Raw genomic sequence first — 21,126 nt, forward strand, 5'->3', positions numbered from 1 at the left:
GTTTAATGCGCTATATCTGCTACCATAAAATACAGAACGGATTATTTGAATGAAGCATAGCCCTGGTCGGCCATGACCACGCTGCCCGTAATCGCAGCCGCTTCATCCAGCGACACGAGATACACGGTATCGGCGACCACCTCGGGCTGCGTCAATTCTCCGCCCATGACTTTGGCTCTCATGGAATCCAGCATGCCGGAATCTTTATAACCCTGGATGATCGGTGTATCGACGGCTCCAGGAGCAACAGCCACGACACGAATGCCGTATGGCGCCAGTTCAAGCGCGGCGGATTTGCTCATCATGATGACGGCACCCTTTGTCGCATGGTAAGCAAATGTTCCCGGCGAAGCCAAGAAGCCGAATACGGAAGCCGTGTTGATGATAACGCCTTTAATGCCCAGTTCTTTCATTTTTCTGCCTGCCGCGATGATACCGTAGGCAACCCCGTGCTGATTCACGTTAATCGTGCGATGGTACAGATCCATATTTTGTTCAAGGACCGGCCCGGCGCCGCCAATGCCGGCATTGTTGTGCATGACGTCGATGCGGCCGTAAAGCTCAACCGCTTTATCCACAAGCGCCTCGACGCTTTCTTGCTTGGAAACGTCGACTTGAACGAATGAAGCTTCGCCGCCTTCTGCTTTGATCATATCGACGGTCTCTTGCCCGGCAGTTTCATTAAAATCGGCAACGACGACGCGATCGCCTTTTCTTGCGAATTTAAGGGAGACCTGGCGACCGATTCCGCTCGCTCCACCGGTAATTACCGCTACACGTTGTTCTGACATTATCAATGACCTCCTAGAGTAAAATAGCGTTATGATTTGAACATTGTGTGTCCATGTCCTTGTGTTCATTGTAATCCCGGGTTATATTTAAGTAAATTTAAACATAATTAATGTTGCTTAACTTTTATTTAAGGATGAAAGCCATATGAATCTTGAACAATTGGAATATATCGTGGAGACGGCCAAGACAGGATCGTTAACCAAGGCAGCCCAGAATTGCAACGTCACCCTTTCCGCGGTGAGCCAAGCCGTGTCCAGCCTGGAAGCCGAGTTCGGTTTTTCTTTGTTCACCCGTTCCCGGCTTGGTGCCGTACCTACGGCCGAAGGTCAGCGGATCCTGCAGAAGGCTTATGCCATTTTGGAGCAATTTCAGGAGCTGAGGGCAGAGGCCGAAGGCTATTCTAATTTGCTTGGCGGGTCATTGCGGATTGCTACCGTACCGGTGCCTTTAACGCTGTCCATCGATGCCATTATCCGGTTCAAAAAAGACTTTCCGCAAATCAAACTCGACATCACGGAGAAAGCGACGCTCGATATTATTGAGGATATTAAACAGAATCAAGCGGACATCGGTCTGATCTTCGTCGATGAATCCATCATTCATCAGCATCGCGGCCTGCATTTCGGGAAGCTCCTCGAGAGCAAATTCGTGGTGGGGGTCAGTCGCCAATCCCCTCTCGCCATGCGGCAATCGATCACGCCCGAAGAGCTCCGGGAATATCCCTTGGTACTGTATAAGGATGACAATCTGTTCAAGCTGATGGATGTATTCCAGGAGCAGTACGGGGACATGGATGTGCTATTCTCCACCAACCAGACGAGGGTCATACAGAAGCTCGTCGAAGAGAATGTGGCGGTTACGGTAGGGGTCGACTTGTCCTTTGCCAGCTTCGCCTCCGTTCCTTCGGGAAACATCGTGACGCTGGAGCTGGAGATGCCTCCCGGCCTCGCCGCTTCCTCCTTCGGGTGGGTACAGCCCGGAACCCACCACCTGTCGAAGCCGGCGTCGATCTTTCTGGACAAGCTGAAGCATCAGATTGGATAAGGGGCTTAGGTTCGCCGAATGAAAAGCCAACCGGCAAATAGGGTCGTGGCATTATACCAGTCTCCCCGTTCGCCGGTTGGCTTTTTTAACAAGCTCCGTAATTATGTTAATGAATTACTCAAGCGTCAAACTCACCGGGCAATGATCGCTTCCGAGCACATGGCAGTCGATCTCGGCATCCTTCAGCTTCTCGGCTAAACGGGCAGACGTCAGGAAATAATCGATGCGCCAGCCGATATTCCGCTCCCTCACCTTGGCCATATAGGACCACCAGCTGTATACGTCCGTACGGTCGGGGTAGAAGTGGCGGAAGGAATCGATAAAGCCCGCAGCCAGCAGATCGGTCATTTTGCCGCGCTCCTCCTGCGTGAAGCCGGAATTCCCATGATTGGATTTGGCATTTTTCAGGTCGATTTCCTGGTGCGCCACATTCAAGTCCCCGCATACGATCACGGGTTTGCGTTCGTCGAGCTGAAGCAGGTAAGTGCGGAACCGTTCCTCCCACTCCAGCCGATAATCCAGCCGGCTCAGGTCGCGCTTCGCGTTCGGCGTGTATACGTTCACGAGATAGAAGTCCTCAAACTCCAGCGTGATCACTCTGCCCTCGGGCTCGCTGTCTTCCTCCAGACCATAGCGAACGGACAATGGGGCGATTCTCGTAAATACCGCCGTTCCCGAGTATCCTTTCTTCTCCGCATAGTTCCAATACTGCTGATATTCCGGACCCAGATCGAGCTCGATCTGTCCCGCTTGCAGTTTCGTTTCCTGCACGCAAAATATATCGGCATCCGCCTCATTAAAATAATCCATAAAGCCTTTCGTAACGCAGGCCCGCAATCCGTTGACGTTCCATGATACTAGCTTCATATCGTAACCTCCGTGGTATCCATATCGTTTTGCGCGTTGAATCTATGAATCTTCTAAATTCTATAATGGTATCATGTCACGGGTGTAACGAACAAGAAGCTTCGCCCCTTTCATCATAACTTCATGAAACGATAAGATGAGGCCTTGCGTGCATAATCCCGCCCCAAATCAGGAACAACATAAACGTAAACGGAGTGCGGTCATTTCGCACCCAATCGATGAGAATCCCACGAAAGGAGGAGTGCAGCAAATGACTGGCAGAAACAGCAAGCCTAAGAACGACGGCCCTTCCAGCAGCCCTGAACGTTTGGATCAATACGGGGACAAGCTGGCTTCCGAGAACGAAGAGGAGTTCACCTCCGCGGCCGAAGAGCATTGTCGGGATCAGGAATAATGGAATTGATGCGGCTGTCGATGCCCATTCGATAATCACCGCAGCAAAAACACCCATCCATGCCAAGGCAATGAGATGGGTGTTTTTCCTAACGATCATCTGGACGAACAAAATGCTCGTCGATTATAACCATTCTGCTCCTCGCCGTCGCTACTCCGTCACCCCGCAGCGGTTGCCGTCCGGATCTGTCAGGGAAAATCCTTTGAACCCGCCAAAATCCTCAATTTCAGTCACGTCGGCTCCCTTGGCAACCAGTCGTTGATGGATTTCACTCACATTCGTGGTATGCAGGTTGAAATATTGCCCCACACCATAATCGTTCTTGGGAAATTCCGGCTGCTTCACCTCATAGGATCGCACGAGGCAAAAGGATACCTTCTCATCGTTCATTCGCATGACAACCGCATTCGGTTCATCCGTGTGAATCACTTCAAAGCCGAGCATTTCCGTATACCAGGCCGTCGAACGCTTTAGATCACTCACCGGTACGAAAATGCCAACGCCGTACAATAGGGATTTTTTCAACCAACCTTCCTCCTCTTTGATTAGCTTAAATAGCTTCCAACACATAAGAAACGATATTTCGGGCTAAAACCAAACAGGGTCCAAATTTATTCCGTAAATTTCCACACGTTTCCATCCGGATCTTCCATATAAAATGCAAGGACTCCGCCAACCCGGCTCAATTTGCTTATTCTGATGCGCAGCTTGGTCAGTTGAAGGTACGAAGTACAAATCGCTTGGGGATCTCTTCTTCGAAAAGCTATCACAAGCGCATCCATATCCAGTGCTGCGGCTGTACCCGCTGGGTCTCTCTCCTGCGGCTTAGGTTCATCGCCTGTTTGCTGCATGCGATGCAGCTTCTTCAGCCTGGCTCGCGCACGTCCGAGCGACACCTGAACCGTCCCTTCGGACATGGAGAGAAATTCGGCCGTCTCCCTGGCCGTGAAATCCAATACGTCCATAAGCAGCAAAATCACCATCGCACGTGGCGATAACCGGTCCGCTAAGGCCTCCAAAAGCTCCCTGGTGGATAAGCCGTCATCTTCGGCCGCCCTATCTCCTAATACATTCTCGGAAACCCTCATCCCGGGCTTATCCTTTCTCAGTCGGTCCTTCCACGCGTTGCTTGCGATGCGAAACAAATAGGCATTGGACAGATGTCTTCCAGGGTCGGTTTCAACGGCCCGCATTACCTTCATCATGACATCCTGCAGCAGATCCTCCGCTTCCCATGGATCCCCCGAGATCCGCATGCAGTATCGGTGCAGCTTGGTCTGGATGTTGGATAAGTCCGGCATATACTTCGGCATCATGATTCCCACCTCGCTAACTAGTTCTGTGAGTGCCCGTGTTTTCCTGCTCAAGGTTTGCATGTTATCTTAGCCCATATCCATATCCATATACCAAAAAGCCGCCTCCCGACAATATCGGGTGGCGGCTGCTTTGTTCACTCTGACAGCGTTTATTTCACCAAACTTTCCAGCACGTCATCAATGATCTGGCTGTTGGCAATCGTGCCGGTATAGAGCCAGCTTGTATCTTTTCCATATTCATAGATGTTGCCGTTCTTGACGGCCGGAATATTCGCCCAGAGCGGATCCTGAAGCACTTCGGCGCCTTCGCCGTCGCTGTTAATAAAGAACAGATGATCCGCGTCGAGCTCGGCCAATTTCTCGAGGGAAATGGAGGACCAGTTGCCGGTAGCCGATGCCGAGATTTCCTTCACCACGCCCGGTACGGTAAGTCCCAAGTCACCGTACATAACGGCGCCGCTGGACAGCGTCTCGCTGACAACGAACAATTTGCCGCCGACAAGCCATATAGCCGCAGCGGATTCACCGCCGATCGCCTGTTGGATTTGATCCCTGGCATCCTTGGCCTTCTGCTCGTAACGATCAAGCGCCGCTTGAGCTTCCTCCTCCATGCCAAAGATTTCGCCCACTTTCTTCAGCTCTTCGCGCCAATCGTTATTGACTTCGTTGCCGATGACGTAGGTAGGAGCAATCTTGCTGTACTGGCTGTATTTATTGCCTTCTACCATAGAAGCGGAGTCCATGATCAACAGGTCCGGCTGAAAGCTTGCTACCGCTTCAAAAGGAAGATCATGCTCAATGGTCGGCACGTCTTTTAACGCATCCTGCAGGTAATCCTGGACGCTTCCGCCCTTGACCGACCACTGCGCGATCGGGGTAATGCCCAATGCCACCAGGTTATCCTCCAAGTAAGAAGCGATCACCCGTTTCGGCTCCGCCGGAATGTTCACTTCATGGCCCATGGCGTCCGTCAACGTTCGCTCCGTCTTCGCTTCCGTGCTTCCTTCCTCCGGCTTGGCTTCGGTGCCGCCGTTCTGCTCGCTTGGCGTTGGCGTCCCCGTCGGCTCGTTACCGGCTGCGTCCTTGCTGTTACCGCAAGCTGCAAGCAGCGTTAAAGCCGCCAGCAGTCCTGCGATAATCCATATTTTTTTCTTGAAAAGACTCATCTTTTCTTTCCCCCTATGTATATTTTTTTGGCGCAATCACTAGCATTCTACGCATGAAGTGATATAATAACACTAACCATGATAATGAAATTCATTCTCATTTACAATACGTTATTTCAATATTTTTATCAACATAAAGGTTTAGGTGAACATGCAGGCAAATCATCCCAATCACAAAACAACCGCAAAATCCATTTACCGTCCCAAAACAGCGGCGGCCGTCATTCTCCTGGGGCTTGGTCTGCTGGCTGCCGCGATGGCATCTTCGATTATCTATGGCGCGTCGAACATTAAACTGTCCACCATATGGGAGGCGTTTGTCCGCTTCGATGCCGATTCCACCCCGCATCAGATTATCCAGAGACTTCGAATGCCAAGGGTCTTGGCGGCTGCGCTGATCGGCGGTTCCTTGGCCGTATCGGGAGCCATCATGCAGGGCATGACAAGGAATGCGCTCGCCTCCCCTTCCATTATGGGCGTCACCGCCGGTGCCTCCTTCATGATGTCGATCGGGTTTGCCTTTATGGAGTCGCCATCCATTACTGCGCTCATGCTGTTATCTTTTACAGGCGCCGGCTTGGGGGCCGGGCTTGTGCTGCTGATCGGCTCGTTATCCAAACGGGGATTGACGCCTGTCAAGCTGGCCTTGGCCGGGTCAGCCGTTACCGCGCTGCTGAGCTCGATATCCTCGGCCATTGCCATCCGCTTTAACGTTGCCAAGGATATCAGCTTCTGGTATGCCGGTGGCGTGTCGGGCGTGCAATGGGTGAACGTGAAACTCCTGATCCCCGTCGCCATCGTCGGGCTGCTGATTGCGCTGGCGCTCAGCCGATCCATTACCGTCATGAGCCTGGGCGAGGAAGTCGCTACCGGGCTTGGCCAAAAAACGGGAACCGTCAAGTTCCTGGGCACGCTCGTTGTGCTGCTGCTGACAGGCGCAGCGGTGGCTGTAGGCGGAACAATCGGATTCGTGGGGCTCGTCATCCCGCATATCGTCCGCTTCATCGTCGGACCCGACTATCGGCTGATCATCCCTTGCTCCGCCGTCATGGGAGCACTTCTGCTGGTGTTTGCCGATGTGGGTGCGCGGATGATCAATCCTCCGTTCGAGACGCCGGTCGGCGCAATTACGGCGATGATCGGCGTTCCCTTCTTCCTCTATCTTGCACGGCGCGAAGGGAGAGGGCTGTAACGATGAATACAACGAGAAAAATCATCTCCGTATCCATGATCCTGCTGCTGGCTATCATTGCCGTGTTCCTGGTCAGCCTGAATATGGGAACGATGAAAATCCCGCTGGCCGAAGTGGTCAAAGCGTTCAACGGGACAGGTTCCGAACAGAATTATACCGTCCTGATGCACTTTCGCCTGCCCCGCATGGTCATTGCCATCCTGATCGGCGCGGGAATCGCCGTCTCCGGCGCCATACTGCAAAGCGTTTCGCGAAACGCGCTGGCAGACCCGGGCATTCTGGGCATCAACTCCGGGGCAGGATTGGCCGTCGTACTGTATATTTTTTATTTTCAAGGAAGCTCGTTCAGTTCCGGCATATGGTCCGTCTATATCATGCCTTTTGCCGCGCTAGTCGGTGCATTTCTTGCCGCCTTCCTCATCTATTCGCTGGCCTGGAAGCAAGGCGTCACGCCGATCCGGCTGGTGCTTGTGGGGATCGGCATCAACGCGGCCTTCGGGGCGCTGATTATCGTATTCCAGCTGATGATGGACCCTAACAATTTCATGCAGGCCACCATCTGGCTGTCCGGCAGCATCTGGGGGGCAAGCTGGGAGTATGTCGTTGCGATCCTTCCGTGGATCCTGTTCCTGGTTCCTTGGGCGGTATATAAATCGCAAAATTTGAATGTGCTCAACCTGGGAGACCACACGGCTGCGGGGCTTGGGGTGACGGTCGAGCGCGAGCGAAGAACGCTGCTGTTCATCTCCGTTGCCCTGGCGGGCGCCTGCGTCGCCGTTGGCGGCGGCATCGCGTTCCTCGGACTCGTAGCTCCGCATTTGGCACGCAAGCTGGTGGGTCCCCGTCATCAAGGAATGCTGCCTGTCTCCGCGCTTCTCGGCTCGCTGGTGCTGCTTGTGGCCGATATGATCGGCAAGAACCTGATGGCCCCTTCCGAAATCCCGGTCGGCTTGGTCGTTTCCTGTCTCGGAGCGCCTTACTTTATCTATTTGCTGATCAAGGATTAAGTTGGAATAGGTTTAACAAAAAAAGACGGCGATCGCCTCCCGGTCCATGCAGGAGGAAATCGCCGTTTTTTTAATCATCTTGCTGACTTGATTGATTCACAAGAGCCGAGTGCTATGCACGGTTCTGGTTCAGCTCGGAGACGATCTTTTTGTTCGCAAGGCTCCGGGCATATGGAAGGAATACCGTAAACGCCAGCGCCAGCATGATTCCCATGATCGAAGTTACGAATGCAGCATGAATATGGATAGGTGCCGGGTCAATCAGCCTAAATGCATATAACAGAATAATTCCGAGCGTGACCCCCACAAACATGCCGATACAGAGGTACAGCAGCACCTGCGTTAGAATGATCCCCACGAGACCCTTTTTGTCCACGGAAATAGCCCGTAATACGGCATATTCCTTACGTTTGCTGTAAATATTGTTAATGAGGGAATTAAATACGCCGATGGTCACGCTTAGCATAATCACAATGATGGCACTTAAGAAAAAAGACCATACCCGCGTGTACATGTTGCTTGAATTCTCCAAAGCTTGGGCGTAACTGCTGACATCGACCGTTGGAAACTGCCCCTTGATTCCTTGCAGCTGCTTCAAGGCAGCATTCTCATTCGCGGGCGTTACATAAGCGGTTCCGAATACCGTAAACCTTGTATGGAAGGCGCTGTTCGACCAGTCGATGTACATATCCGCCTGTTGGAATGGCTCCGTAATGGCCGCTACCGTCAATGTTCCGGCATTCTTGAAGTTCTCTGGATCCTCTTCTTGGTATATCGACAAAGCTATCGTGTCGCCGATGCTTAACGCATGTTCGTCAGCGTAACGGTTGGATACGATAACGGCATTCCCTACATTTGAAACTTCCGGCAGCAGCCGCTGAGCCGCCAACGCATCCAAATCAGCCAACGCATAGTCGATAATCCTTCCGTCTTGTCCCTGTTTGGCAGGGCTTAATCTGCTGACGGTGCTGACTTCCTCGATCCCTTCCAATTCCGATATTCGCTGCTTTAATTGTTCAGGGTTAATCGATGACGAGTTCTCCAGCCGATCGACCACCTGAATATCCGTGGCATACTGCTTCTTGACATAATTCCGTTCGTTATGCTGTATCGTATTCAGGAGAGACGAGCCGATGACGGCAATCATCATGGCAAGGCTGATCGTCAGAATAACGAAGGTGTTTTTCTTGACCTGCGGCACAAGATTTTTGACAGCAACATAAGAAACTCGCCCCCCTAGCAGCTTCAACACAGGCGACACCTTAGCCAACACACCGGGAAGGTATACGGGAACCATCGTAAACACGGACCATACGAACAATAGAAATCCCATTAAAAAGCTTAACTCCGGGTTAGCTGACGGGGTACCCGAGAATGCAACCCCAAAAAGGATGCAAAACAGGCTGGCTGCCATCAGCACTTTCCCTAATGCTTTTCGTCCCTTTCGCCCTCTAAAATCGGTATTCTGGTTCATCTCCAGCATCTTAAGCGGCAGTATCTTGGTGCTTCTGTAAGCAGGAATCAACATAAATAACTCCAGGATGATAAAGCTTGCCACCGCTACCATCGTCGCAACTCCAACATCAAAACGGCTATCCGTCAGCGGAACCAGAAACAGTCCGGATATCCATGGGATAATGTAAGTGTAACCTAGTAGGGATACCAGCAAGCCGCTCAGAACACCGAGCCCATTCGTAACCGTGCATTGGATGAACACCATCTTAAACAACTGTTCGGTTTGCGCGCCCATAGACCTGAGAACGGCGAATTGGAAGCGGTATTTATGCAGCATGCCTTCGAAATTGGACACGATCAACAGGGAGATGACCATAACAATCAGGACCGAGATGACCAGGATGTAATTGCCCAAGATAGACAAGCCCGCCTTCAATGTTGAATTCTGCGCGGCAATCTCGATCGTTAGCCCGGGCTCCAGCTCTTGTAACTGCTCACTCAGAACCAGCAGGTCGGTATCATCCGCCGCCTGCACCATCACATAACTTGACACCGCATCATGCTGGGCTCCTGCAGCCTTAATCTGCCTGACTTCCTCCCGGTTCATAAGCAGCAGATCCGATGTGGTACCTGCAGCGGCAACCGGATCGCCAATGATCTCCGTGACTGTGTACGCTTTCCCTTCAACCTTCATCCGACTGCCCACCCGCAGCTGTAACTCCTCTGCAAGCGACTCGTTCAGAATCAACTCCCCGCGTCCCGGATATGCTGTGAAATGATATCGGCTCATCGACAACGCGTCATCCTCAATACCGGCAACGGCTACAGGTGCAGCGAGATCATTAACGAACATCCGGGACAGCATGACCGGAGAGGCCTGTCGTACCCCGCCTGTGGACTGCATTAAATCCATAATGCGTTGATTTGATGTCTCATGATCCACTTCGTTAGTGTATCCCACCACCATATCGACATCGCCATACTGCAACTTCACTTCGTGGTCTATGGAACGGTTGGCATTCGCCATGAATGAAGACATCGTGATCATCAGAAACACGGCCAAACTTATGCTAATCACGGAAAAGGACAGAATCGACTTGTTACGGGCCAGTATACGAAAAGCTATGCTTCGTAGGGAATGAATCATGCGGATAACTCCATCATCTTCTTGAATATGTTCAATATCGGATCCATCTTTCGCTCTCCGCTGCTCTCATACTGATCCACGATTTGACCGTCATGGAAAAATAACACCCGATCGGCATAAACCGCTACATTCGGATCATGCGTTACTATAATCATGCTTTGATTGAAGGCGCTTCTCATCTCCACCAAAGCTTCAAGAATTTCCTTTGAGGTATTGTAATCCAGATTGCCGGTCGGCTCGTCTGCCAGCAGCAGCGGCGGATTCGTAATCAGCGCCCGGCCGATGGCTACCCGCTGCTGCTGTCCCCCTGACAGCTGAACAGGCCGTTTCTTCCTCCAGCTCGCAAGTCCAAGCAGAGTGAGCATGTCCTGAACTTTGTGCTGAATCTCCGCCTCCGATGCCCCTTGCAAGATCAAGGGAATCGCCATGTTCTCTTCTACGCTTAAATCATTCAATAAATGAAAAGATTGAAATACAAAACCGATATTTTCTCGTCGGTAGCGGGTTGCATGAGGTTCCACGAAGATATGGTCCATGACCTCTCCCTTTAACTCGATGCTGCCTGAGCTAGGGGTGTCCAAGGAGCTGATAATGTTAAGCAGGGTGCTTTTTCCGGAGCCGCTGGTTCCCATAATCGCCACCAATTCGCCCTCCGCCAGCCCAAACGAAACATTCTTTAGCGCTTGAACTTTAAATCCGTCTCCATCATAGGTTTTGTGGATATTGCGAACCGATAACAAACTCTTCTGATTCATCCAATCCCTCCACTCGATTTATTTGTCTATACTTGGATAAAATACTCTATGAGTATATCAGATTTGGTTATATATGTAATCTCATGGAATCCATGGAATGCAATTGACTAGTTTGATATCTTATTGGCATAAACATCCAAAGAAAAAAAGACCGCGTTACGCGGTCTTTCATAAGCCATGCAGCTTCGATATTAGTGAGCGCTCACCAGGATCTTCACTTGGTTCTTCTCTTTAAGCAGGGCTTCAAAGCCCCGGTCGATAACCTCATCCAGTTTGATCCGCTGGGTGACCAGCTTATCCGCCGGGAAGAAGCCTTTTTCCATCAGGCTGATCACAGCCGGGAATACGTCGCGATAGCCGATGATTCCGGTAATGTTACGTTCCTTCATCACGATGTCATTCGGCACGATCGGAGCGGAGGTTTCGAAGATGCTGACAATCATAATCTGTCCGCCGATCTTCGTCGAGTTGATCGCTTGGGTCAGAACCGGCGGAACCCCGGTCACCTCGAATGCCACATCGACTCCGGTACCGGTACGGCGATGAAGCTCTTCTACTACATCGCAGGCCTTCGGATCAATGACGATAGCCCCCAATTCCTCGGCTTTCTGCTTGCGTTCCGGGGACAGCTCCACGGCGTAAATCTCGGATGCTCCCGCCGCCTTCAATGCTTCGATGACAAGCAGGCCGATCGGCCCGGCACCGAATACGACCGCCCGATCCCCAGCCTTTAGCTGGCTTTGGCGCACGGCGTACAGCGCGACTGCCGAAGGTTCCACCAGGGCTCCCTGTTCATAAGAAACGCTGTCCGGGATTTTATGAACCATGTGCTCATCCGCGGCGACATATTCGGAGAAACCGCCGCCGCCGCCGGCGAGCCCGAGAAAGCCCATTTTGTCGCACAGATTGTATTTCCCTTGTCTGCAAGCTTCGCATGTTCCGCATGCAAAGACAGGCTCTACAACCACGCGGTCGCCAGCCTTGAATTTCGTAACGCCTTCGCCAACCTCTACAACCTGGCCGGAAAACTCATGGCCCATAACCACCGGAGCCTGTTCTCCGGTAAGGGCGTGAGGCGTATTCTCAGGTATAAATATAGGCCCGGCCACGTATTCGTGCAGATCACTGCCACAAATCCCGCACCACTCGACCTTGATTTTCACTTTTCCGTTCGTAGCTTGCGGCTCTGCGATCGTCTCCAAACGCAGGTCCTTTACTCCATGCCAGCGCAATGCTTGCATCGTCTTCATCTCCTTATAGGTTCGAAAAAATAAAAATGAAATAGGAAACGTTTCCGAAATCAAATATGTCACAGTTTTGACAATCTGTCAAACCCGTTCCACGAAAATGTATGAAATGTCATGGACAACTGCAGACTGCCGTTCCCCTGCCTTTGCCATGGAAATGCAGCGATCGATGCAGCATCGCTTGCTTGTTCCAGTTGTTCCCCTGCGAATCCCGTGATGGAGAGACGAGCTTAATGTTATAATATAGTTAATGGCTTCAATCCCATCTTGTATTCGCACATACACAGGAAACGTTTCCGATATAGAGAGGAATTTATCGAATATGGTGAACCCCAGAAAAGTAACGATCGAAGATGTCGCCAAACAAGCGGGCGTCGGTATCGCAACCGTGTCCCGAGCCATCAACGACAGCAAGGGCATCAGCCCGAAAACGAAAGCGCGGATCATGCAGGTGATCGAGGAAATCGGCTTCAGTCCGGATACCTCCGCTCAAAGCCTGAAGGTCCGCCAGACGAATCAAATCGCTCTCGCCGTGCCCGACATCCGGAATGCGATCATCCCGGAAATCGCCTGGTCGGTCGAACAGACCGCCAAACAGCACGGCTATCGGGTCGTTCAGATCAATACGGCCGGGAACGCACGGAACGAGCTGGAAATCGTGAGGGATATCAAAAAACTGCACGTGGACGGCCTGATTATCATGCCGCTGGCCTATCCCAAAACGCTTGGCGACCTCATTAACAAATCGAGCCTCCCCGTCTCCATCATTAATTACGGAAAACAACTGGGTGAAGAGTATAGAGCCGATATCGTCGGCCTCGCGCGCCAGGAGGGCAGGCTTGTCATGGAGCATCTGCTGAAAATCGGGCGGAGCCGAATCGCCTATGCCGGTGCGCCCAAGGATAAAATCGAAGAGCGCTATTGGGCTTATGAACAGTCGCTGCAGAAAGTCGATCCGTCGCTTGTCTATTTCGGGGAGGACTTCTCGTTTGAGACAGGGGTTCGCGCGGCGGACTATTTCTATGGCCTGAGGCATATGCCGGACGCCATCTACGCGGTTAACGATATGGTTGCCATCGGCATCGTCAACCGTTTTAAGGAACTGAAGGTTCGGGTTCCCGACGATGTGGCGGTCGTCGGCATCGATAACAATGCATGGACCACCGTCACGACGCCGCAGATCAGTTCGGTGTCCATCATGGGCGATGAAGTGGCCCGGCTTGCGACGGAATTGCTGCTGAAGCGGCTTCGCGAGCAAAAGACCGGGCAATTCGAGCGCGTGCAATTCGAGCCGAGGCTTATTGTCAGGGAATCGAGCGTGTCCGTGATCCGAACCGCAACAATCGACTAAGCGTGATTCGGACCCGTAAAGAAGAGCCCGGAACGCGATGTTCCGGGCTCTTTCCCATTATGAATCATGAAAGCTTAATGGCTTATCGTATACAAATAATAGCCATAGTCGGTAGGCGTGCCGGGATGTCCGATTTGCCGGAGCATGGCGGTTACGTTCCCCCGATGATAGGTCCCGTGATTGACCATATGCTGAATATAATCCAGGCAGCTGGCTCTAAAAGCTCCGGACGGATAGATGGTGTGCAGATTCTCGTGCTGTTCGATAAACAACCGGAAGCGTGCAGCCAGATCGTCCATTAACCGGCCCAATTCTTCGATTCGCTTGCCTTCCGTTTCCGCAACCAGCCGAGCAATCGAATCCTTCAGACTCTCCAAGTACGCAGGCGACATCTCCGTGACTCCGCCCGCGTTAAAGAACGACAGCCAGCCGGAATCAATGACATAGATGTGCACCATCGTGTCATAAATGGATGGAAAAACGCTGACAATCTCCTTGCGGTATACCTCTTCCGAAAGCCCCTGCAAATATTCGCAAACCTTCCGGTTTGCCCATACGTGGTAATCATGCTGCTGTAAGATCCATGTTTTCAAATCATTGTTCCCCTTTTCATAGGCGGGGAAGCACGCAGTTTAAGGGCAATTATGCGCTAATCCCCATATTAGTTTGCCCGTGTACGATTGTTGTTTTCATCTCGAACGCCTCCTGAAATTTACCTAATCCCATTCTAGCATATATGCGGCCAAATAAGAGTGAATCATCGTATGGTTCTAGTTCCAACAAGAAAAGACCGCAACAGGTTCCATGCAACTCCCTGTCACAGCCTTGTGCGGCATGCCTGATTTGCGTTCACCTAGGTCGGAACCGGCGCATGCTGCAGCCGATACGAAGTAGGCGATATGCGATAATACTTAGCGAATGCTCTCGAAAACGTGTGGAGATTGGAATATCCCAGCGAGAACGCCACCTCCGTCACGGACACGTCGGTTTCGGTCAGCAGAACCGCTGCCCGCTCCATCCGCAGCTTCATTAAATAATGGCTCGGACTGATGCCATGCACCCGAATGAACTCGCAGTAGAGATGCGTCCGGTGCACGCCGGCTTGATGGACCACATCCGTCACCGTGATCCCTTCCATGTAGTGGGAATCCATGTAATGCACGCTTTGTTCGAGCCAATTCGGCTTCGTTTCTCTTTTGGCCGGAGCGGCAGCCAAAAGTTCAAACAGCTGATACAACCGCTTCTGCCGTCCAAACTCGTGACCGATGGTATCGTCATCCACGCACCCGTAAATTTGATCCAGCACCGCCTGCAGCCCGCCCTTCATCACATTATGCAGAAAGGGCGTGGAGGGGTGCAGCCCGATTCGGGTCAATGCGCTCTCCGCTGCTTCTCCGTCCAAGACGATCCACTGCATGCGCAGCGTCGGTTCGGGATCGCCGTTCGGTTCCCAATAACTGTACCTCGTATGAGGAAACAGGCAAAAGGCATCCCCTGCCGACAACGTAACCACCTTATCCCCGAATGCCAGCGAGATTTTCCCGTTCAGGACAAAATGCAGCGCATAGTTCTCGGATATTTTGGGGCCGACGCTGTAGTTGGGTCTGGCCAAACTCCGGCCTGCACGGAGAATCCAGATTCCGCCCTTTCTTTCCATGTCCGAAGGTATGCCATACTTCATATTGGCATGCTCGAAGACCATCTCCTTCACATGAAATCCCTCCCGCCTCAAATAAAATGCTTCCTGCCAAATGCAACATGCGGAGCATGATACGCCTGCCTTCACCGCATAAAAATAACAAAGAGGCACGGCTTCATGGCCATGCCTCCAGTGATCTGGTCGACGAGCTTTGTGTTCTTTTTTTGCGATGTACTCTACTTGCAAATCTGAGCTTAAGCCATTAGAACTCTTATACTCCCCATTCCTTGCGGGCTTCGGCTACGGACTTCTGCGGTGTGCGTCCCCAAGCATAATGACCTTTGGGTTTGCGGCCGATCCATCGCTCATCCACCGGTTCGGATGCAAGCTGATAACGGGTATCCGCGCTGATTCGGTAACGGTTGGTGCTGTTGTTCAGCGAGGTGTGCATCATATACATTCCGAATATAATGGCGTCTCCGGCCTCAAAAGCGGTCGTCGCCCATTGCCCGCCGTAACGGTCCACAATCTCGACGGGATCCTCGGAGAACCAGCCCGTGGCAACATTGTCACGATCAACGTCCATTTCCCCGTAGGTCATCTTGATTTTCGTAAAATGCTGGGACCCGAGACACATCGCCAACGTTCCCATTTCAAGAGGGATATCCCCAAACGGCGTCCACATAGTGTACAAATCCTTCGTGCCTCTACCCATATACACAACATCGTAATGAGCGCCGGTATTGCCTCCGCGAGCGACGGCGCGCGGCCACTTGTAGTCGTATGTCATCGCGGCTCCGCCCAGCAATCGTCCAAAGAAGTCCAGCACCGCTGGCGAATTGACAACGTCCAAAAACTGGGGGAAATCCGGCTGCAATTCCTCGGTACTGCCGCCCCACATTCCGCCCTTGTTCTCCGATCCGATGATCCCGTCTTCGACAAGGGCATGGGGATCCAGTCTGCCCATGGCCCCGAGTTTATTCAAGAACTCCATTCTTGCGTTCAAGACCCGTTCCCGCTTATGGAAACCGCGAATCAGGAGATATCCATCCTCCCGCAGCCGGTTTCGCAGCGCGACCGTATCCTCCAGCATGTCATTGCAGTCTCTTAATTCCGTGAGGTATTTACCTCCCCACTCCAGTTCCCGTTGTCCGATGGTCACCTTCATAACAAACCTCCCTTTCTGTCCGTCAGGATAACCTGAAGCGAAACATCCACGCTTCAAGTATCCTTATCCTATTGGATCCGGAAGAGGAAGTCGTTACCGAAAACCGAACCAAATTTACGCAAAACCCGTCTGCATCCGCGGTAGGCTATCGTAAGCGCGTTAGTGATGATATAGGCGCTGCCGGTTTCTCCACTCCGATGGGGGGCAGCCCTCCATTTTTTTGAACCAGAGCGAGAACGAGTGAAGCTGGGAGAAGCCAACCGATTCGGCAAGCGACTGGAGGTCTTTATCGGAGGAGCTTAAGAGCCACTTCGCTTCCGCAAGCCGGCATTGCTGCTGGTACTGCTTCGGGGTCATGCCGTATATTTTGGCGAACTGCTTGCGGAAGCCATCCTCGGACAGCCCCGCCATTTCCGCCAGGGTAGAGACATGCATTGGATCCCGGATATGCTGACGGATGTAGTCGCCGATGAACGAGATGGACAGCGCCTGATGATCGGAATGGGCGTGTTCGTTAAGAAACAATAAAAGCAGCTCCACCCAGACCGCATAATTCCGTATCGGGTCTTTCAACGGAGCAGAACGGATTCTCAGCCATTCGCGGAACAAGCGTTCATAACGGTCCCGATCCAGACGGGACAGGGCGATGATACGAGTGCCGCCATCCTGAATAAGCCTGTCGAACAGCTCCTTCACCTCAGACGGAATGCGGTCTGCCAAAAGCACGCCGAAGCGTATAGGAGACAACGCGTGGAACGAATGGGGAACCTCGGACGGAATGAGAACCACGTTCCCGGATTCCACTCTCGCTTCCCTGCCGTGCGCGCAAAAGCGGCCGCTACCTTCCATTATCAACGTAATCTCAAGTTCCTGGTGGCTTCTTAAGCCGTCATCTTCCCAATGTTCATCATGCGCGCCAATAAAACTTTTACATTCCATCAAGGTTGTTAATCCCCCTTGCCGCATGTCGATTTCGAACGGTTATGATTTCAACTATACCGTCGATAAACCTTACGTCAAGTCGGGATAACCTGCGAGAAGCACCTTAGCTTGCTGCAGTCTCAGCATGATCCATGATCAATCTTCACCTGCGGCAATCTCATGGTCCTTGTAGCTGATCCAATCGCTCCAGCTGCCTGCGTACAGCTTCACCTTGCGGTACCCGGCTTCCCGCAAAGCCAGCACGTTCGGGCAAGCCGACAACCCAGATCCGCAATATACAATCACTTCGTCATCGAAGGACAACCCGGCAAAACGCTCCCGCTGCCGCTCGGCTCCCTTTAGCGTCCCGTCATCATCGATCCCGTCCTTCCAATAGGCATGCGCGGCTCCCGGAATATGTCCGGCCACCGGATCCTGTGGTGCCGTTTCTCCCGTGAACTGCTTCCAATCCCTTGAATCGAGCAGGGTCACGCCGGTTTTGCCGATCTTTGCCCTCACCTCATTCACATCAGCCAGCCATTCCTCCCGCACGTTCGGCTGGAATACGCGCGGAGCCGCCTCGCTTCTTTTCGAGGTGAGCGGATATCCGGCCGACTTCCAGCCGGCGAATCCTCCATCCAATATATATGCCGAACCGTGGCCCAGGTATTTCAAAATCCACCATAACCGCGCACCTTCCGGGCGAAGGTCATCGTCATAGACAACGACGGGCGTACTCGCATCGATCCCGAGCTTGCCGAGCCTCCGGGCCAGCTCCTCCGTATGCGGCAAGGGGCTCCTGCCGCCGTGCTCGCCTGGAGAATCCGTCAAATCCTTTTTCAAATCAACGAATACGGCACCGGGCACATGCTCGCGCTGATAAGCCTCGTAGCCGTAATTCGCATCGCCCGGGCTGAATCGGACGTCCGCAACGACAAGCTGACCCGGATTCGACTGCAGCTGTTCCAGCACCCATTCCTTGCTTACGATATTTGACATAGGCTCCTCGTCCCTTCTGATATCAAGCTGCCGTTTAAATCGTAAATTCCAAATCCTCTTCCGTCTTGACGTCATAAATCGCAGCGTAGATGTCGTTCTGAATCTTCAGGAGGCTGGCATCCTCCCGCTTGCGCGGACGCTCATGGGGAACGTCGAAAATATGGTGAATGCGCCCGGGGCGCGGGGACAGCAGGACGACCCGGTCTGCGAGAAAGACGGCTTCGGATACGTCATGGGTCACAAACACCACCGTTTTCTGCTCCTCCTGCCATATGCGGAGCAGATCCTGCTGAAGCTGAAGCCGGGTAAGATGGTCCACCGCGCCGAACGGCTCGTCCATCAGGAGGATGCTCGGACTGCTCACGAGCGCTCTTGCGATCCCTGCTCGCTGCCGCATGCCACCCGATAAATGATGTGGATATTTCGAGCCGAATCCCTCCAAGCCGACCATGCTCAGATATTTGTCCACGAGCGTTTGCCGCTCCGCTTTTTTCATGCCGGCAAGCTCCAGCCCAAGGCCGACGTTCTGCGAAATGGTGCGCCACGGGTACAGGGATGCATCCTGGAATACGACCCCAGAGCTCCGCGTAGGCCCCTGAACCTTCTTGCCATCCAGCAAAATGTCGCCCTCCGTCGGAAGCTGCAATCCCGCCAGCAGCTCCAGCAGCGTGCTTTTTCCGCAGCCGCTCGGCCCGAGGATGCACAGAAATTCGCCGTCCCTCACCTGCAGGTTTATATTTTGAAGCGAGATTGTTGGAAGATCGCCGCCATAGACCTTCGAGACATTTTCAACCGTAAAGCCGGACATAGGAACGCCTCCTGCCATACTTTATTTTTTCGGAATAAACCTGAGGTCCAGAATATCCTCCACCTTGTAGATCTCATCCTGGAAGCCCAGCTCCTTCTGAATCTGCTGGGTATCATTCAACGCGTTGATGTCCACGTCCGGATTGTTCTCCCACAGCACCTCTTCGCGCTTCAGCGCCAGATCCAGCACCTCGGGATCGATCTCGATGTTGTTCAGATAGTAAGCCTTAAACTCGTCCGGATGGCTCTTCGCATACTCCTGCGATTTGAAGTAAGCCCGCAGCAGCTTCTCGACCAATTCCGGTTTCTCTTCCAGAATACCGTCGCGGGCCGCCAGCACCCCGGTGTGGAAGGTCGGCAGGTAATCCCAGCCTGTAGCGATGATATGGCCCTTTCCCTGCTTTTCAGCCAGAGAAGCGAACGGTTCATGAATGATGGTGGCGTCGACCTGTCCGGTTTCCAGACTCGCGTAAGCCGCCTGATGCGTGCTGTTGGCAATGAAGGTCACATCGTCCGGACTCAATCCGTGCTCCTTCAGGATGACCTGCGTATATACCTCCAGGCCGCTGCCGAACACGGCGATGCCCACCTTCTTGCCCTTCAGGTCTTCCACCTTCTGGATCTCCGGCGAGGCGATCAGGTAGAACGGCCCCTTGGTCCGGAACATGGAGGAGACGATTTTGACGGGAGCGCCCTTGCCCGCAGCCACGATCGCCGTCGTCGTGGCCACGTCGACCACGTCAATGTCCTTGCTGGTCAGACCGGCTATCGGGTCCTTGGTGGTGATAAATTCGACGTCGAGTCCTTCCTCCTCGAAGAAACCCTTCTCCGCCCCGAAGGACACCGCCAGTCCGCTGACCCCGCTAAGCGGCGCATACCGGATCTTCTCCAGCTTGGCGCCTGCCGCGCTCTCTCCGTCCCCGGCGGACGGTGCCGCTTCCTTCCCGTTATCTTGACCGCTTGCGCAGCCGGCCGTCATGGCGATCAGCCATAGCGCCGCAAGTGCTATTAGGTATGGACGTATTCCTCTTCTGTTCATATGGTTCTCTCCCCCTGGTAGTGATGCTTTTGCCCGATGGTCTATGATGATTTCCATTTCAAAAAAACGCTGCGTTCCAACAAATCGATCAATGAAATGATAAGCACGGATACGACGGTAACCAGCGCTACAATGGCAAAAGCCTGCGCGGTATTGTACAGCGATGTCGCCTTCACGAGAATATTGCCAAGGCCATCCTTCGACGCCAGCATCTCCCCGAACAGCGCCCCGACCAGTCCGGTAGCGGCCGAAATTCGGAGAGCGGCAAAAATGGTGGGCGCAGCCGATGGCAATATCACCTTCATGATGGTCTGATAGCGCGTCGCCTCGAATACTTTGGCGACCTTCAGATGGTTGTCCGCCGTCTGTTTGATTCCGGTCATCGTATTGACCGTGATCGTAAAGAAACAAAACAGGAACACAATCGATATTTTATGCGTGATCCCGATCCCGAGCCAGAGCGCCAGCAGCGGGACGATCGTCACCTTCGGAATCGCCATCAGCGCCGAAAGGTACGGCCGGAAGAACCGCTCCGCCCATGGGATCAGCACCAGAGCCATGCCGACGGCGAGCCCGCCAATGGCCGCAATGCCGTAGCCCGCAACGAACTCGGCCAATGTGACGTACAGGTGCTTCCAGATCTCCCCGTCACCGAACAGCTTGAACAGTTCGCGGAATACTTGGGAAGGCGCAGGCAGATACAAGCTGCTGACGGTCTCCGTGCGAACCAGAACCTCGCAGATCCCCAGTATGACCAGCAGCAATGCCCCCTGACCTGCCCAGATGCCGGGGAATTTCTTGGCATTCCTCGTTCCCATCC

At 53.0% G+C, this 21,126-nt stretch carries 21 protein-coding genes; 5 read left to right on the plus strand and 16 right to left on the minus strand.

The window, feature by feature from the left end:
- Positions 1–41: 41 nt before the first annotated feature.
- Positions 42–791: an SDR family NAD(P)-dependent oxidoreductase gene (locus P0X86_RS25255; protein ID WP_015737046.1), complete on the minus strand. Its 750-nt coding sequence runs from the start codon at positions 789–791 to the stop codon at positions 42–44.
- 145 nt (positions 792–936) lie between these two features.
- Between P0X86_RS25255 and P0X86_RS25260 the strand changes: the two genes are divergently transcribed.
- The gene (locus tag P0X86_RS25260; RefSeq protein ID WP_277746759.1) at positions 937–1,836 is read left to right on the plus strand and encodes a LysR family transcriptional regulator; all 900 of its coding nucleotides are present in this window, start codon (positions 937–939) and stop codon (positions 1,834–1,836) included.
- 114 nt (positions 1,837–1,950) lie between these two features.
- Here the strand turns inward: P0X86_RS25260 and P0X86_RS25265 are convergent, their stop codons facing one another.
- Positions 1,951–2,703, minus strand: coding sequence for an exodeoxyribonuclease III (locus P0X86_RS25265; protein ID WP_192570808.1), 753 nt, complete (start codon positions 2,701–2,703; stop codon positions 1,951–1,953).
- Positions 2,704–2,953: 250 nt separating this feature from the next.
- Here P0X86_RS25265 and P0X86_RS25270 point away from each other — a divergent pair, with 250 nt between their 5' ends.
- Positions 2,954–3,097 (plus strand): hypothetical protein, encoded by a 144-nt coding sequence (locus P0X86_RS25270; protein WP_009595787.1) that lies wholly within the window; start codon positions 2,954–2,956, stop codon positions 3,095–3,097.
- Positions 3,098–3,247: 150 nt separating this feature from the next.
- On the opposite strand, the gene P0X86_RS25275 is transcribed toward P0X86_RS25270, so the two are convergent.
- From P0X86_RS25275 to P0X86_RS25285, 3 genes are all read right to left on the minus strand, one after another.
- On the minus strand, positions 3,248–3,622 hold the full coding sequence (locus P0X86_RS25275) for a VOC family protein (RefSeq protein ID WP_277746760.1): 375 nt from the start codon (positions 3,620–3,622) through the stop codon (positions 3,248–3,250).
- Between the two features lie 86 nt (positions 3,623–3,708).
- Positions 3,709–4,413: an RNA polymerase sigma factor gene (locus P0X86_RS25280; RefSeq protein WP_277746761.1), complete on the minus strand. Its 705-nt coding sequence runs from the start codon at positions 4,411–4,413 to the stop codon at positions 3,709–3,711.
- A 149-nt stretch (positions 4,414–4,562) separates the two neighbouring features.
- Entirely contained in the window at positions 4,563–5,579 is a 1,017-nt protein-coding gene (locus P0X86_RS25285; RefSeq protein WP_277746762.1) for an iron-hydroxamate ABC transporter substrate-binding protein, read from the minus strand.
- A 151-nt stretch (positions 5,580–5,730) separates the two neighbouring features.
- On the opposite strand from P0X86_RS25285, the gene P0X86_RS25290 reads away from it, so the two are divergent.
- Positions 5,731–6,771, plus strand: a complete 1,041-nt coding sequence (locus P0X86_RS25290) for a FecCD family ABC transporter permease (RefSeq protein WP_277746763.1) — start codon at positions 5,731–5,733, stop codon at positions 6,769–6,771.
- Positions 6,772–6,773: 2 nt separating this feature from the next.
- The gene (locus tag P0X86_RS25295) at positions 6,774–7,778 is read left to right on the plus strand and encodes a FecCD family ABC transporter permease (protein ID WP_096776366.1); all 1,005 of its coding nucleotides are present in this window, start codon (positions 6,774–6,776) and stop codon (positions 7,776–7,778) included.
- Positions 7,779–7,890: 112 nt separating this feature from the next.
- Here P0X86_RS25295 and P0X86_RS25300 read toward each other — a convergent pair whose 3' ends face one another.
- The 3 genes from P0X86_RS25300 to P0X86_RS25310 all read right to left on the minus strand — a co-directional run bounded on the left by P0X86_RS25300 (position 7,891) and on the right by P0X86_RS25310 (position 12,376).
- Positions 7,891–10,380, minus strand: a complete 2,490-nt coding sequence (locus P0X86_RS25300) for an FtsX-like permease family protein (protein ID WP_277746764.1) — start codon at positions 10,378–10,380, stop codon at positions 7,891–7,893.
- Positions 10,377–11,135, minus strand: a complete 759-nt coding sequence (locus P0X86_RS25305) for an ABC transporter ATP-binding protein (protein ID WP_096776368.1) — start codon at positions 11,133–11,135, stop codon at positions 10,377–10,379. Before P0X86_RS25305 ends, P0X86_RS25300 begins: the two co-directional genes overlap by 4 nt.
- 191 nt (positions 11,136–11,326) lie before the next feature.
- Positions 11,327–12,376 (minus strand): 2,3-butanediol dehydrogenase, encoded by a 1,050-nt coding sequence (locus P0X86_RS25310; protein ID WP_277746765.1) that lies wholly within the window; start codon positions 12,374–12,376, stop codon positions 11,327–11,329.
- A 328-nt stretch (positions 12,377–12,704) separates the two neighbouring features.
- Here P0X86_RS25310 and P0X86_RS25315 point away from each other — a divergent pair, with 328 nt between their 5' ends.
- Positions 12,705–13,733 (plus strand): LacI family DNA-binding transcriptional regulator, encoded by a 1,029-nt coding sequence (locus P0X86_RS25315; protein ID WP_096776369.1) that lies wholly within the window; start codon positions 12,705–12,707, stop codon positions 13,731–13,733.
- 74 nt (positions 13,734–13,807) lie between these two features.
- Here the strand turns inward: P0X86_RS25315 and P0X86_RS25320 are convergent, their stop codons facing one another.
- The 8 genes from P0X86_RS25320 to P0X86_RS25355 form a co-directional block, all read right to left on the minus strand.
- Positions 13,808–14,326, minus strand: coding sequence for a DinB family protein (locus P0X86_RS25320; RefSeq protein ID WP_277746766.1), 519 nt, complete (start codon positions 14,324–14,326; stop codon positions 13,808–13,810).
- 260 nt (positions 14,327–14,586) lie between these two features.
- Positions 14,587–15,435 carry an AraC family transcriptional regulator gene (locus P0X86_RS25325; RefSeq protein WP_249732821.1) on the minus strand — a complete coding sequence of 283 codons (849 nt, stop codon included), beginning with the start codon at positions 15,433–15,435 and terminating at the stop codon, positions 14,587–14,589.
- A gap of 208 nt (positions 15,436–15,643) precedes the next feature.
- A complete protein-coding gene (locus P0X86_RS25330; protein ID WP_213579589.1) occupies positions 15,644–16,540 on the minus strand; it encodes a phytanoyl-CoA dioxygenase family protein in 897 nt (298 codons plus the stop codon).
- A gap of 159 nt (positions 16,541–16,699) precedes the next feature.
- The gene (locus P0X86_RS25335; RefSeq protein ID WP_277749093.1) at positions 16,700–17,479 is read right to left on the minus strand and encodes a helix-turn-helix domain-containing protein; all 780 of its coding nucleotides are present in this window, start codon (positions 17,477–17,479) and stop codon (positions 16,700–16,702) included.
- A gap of 138 nt (positions 17,480–17,617) precedes the next feature.
- Positions 17,618–18,460: a sulfurtransferase gene (locus P0X86_RS25340; protein ID WP_277746767.1), complete on the minus strand. Its 843-nt coding sequence runs from the start codon at positions 18,458–18,460 to the stop codon at positions 17,618–17,620.
- Positions 18,461–18,494: 34 nt separating this feature from the next.
- Entirely contained in the window at positions 18,495–19,268 is a 774-nt protein-coding gene (locus P0X86_RS25345) for an ABC transporter ATP-binding protein (RefSeq protein WP_192570793.1), read from the minus strand.
- 21 nt (positions 19,269–19,289) lie between these two features.
- Complete coding sequence (locus tag P0X86_RS25350; RefSeq protein WP_096776376.1) at positions 19,290–20,306, minus strand: ABC transporter substrate-binding protein; 1,017 nt, start codon at positions 20,304–20,306, stop codon at positions 19,290–19,292.
- A 41-nt stretch (positions 20,307–20,347) separates the two neighbouring features.
- Positions 20,348–21,124 (minus strand): ABC transporter permease, encoded by a 777-nt coding sequence (locus tag P0X86_RS25355; protein WP_096776377.1) that lies wholly within the window; start codon positions 21,122–21,124, stop codon positions 20,348–20,350.
- Positions 21,125–21,126 lie beyond the last annotated feature (2 nt).

Origin of the sequence: Paenibacillus sp. BR1-192 (genome assembly GCF_029542445.1) — a bacterium.
In the GTDB taxonomy this organism is placed as follows: Bacteria; Bacillota; Bacilli; order Paenibacillales; family Paenibacillaceae; genus Paenibacillus_AQ; species Paenibacillus_AQ lautus_A.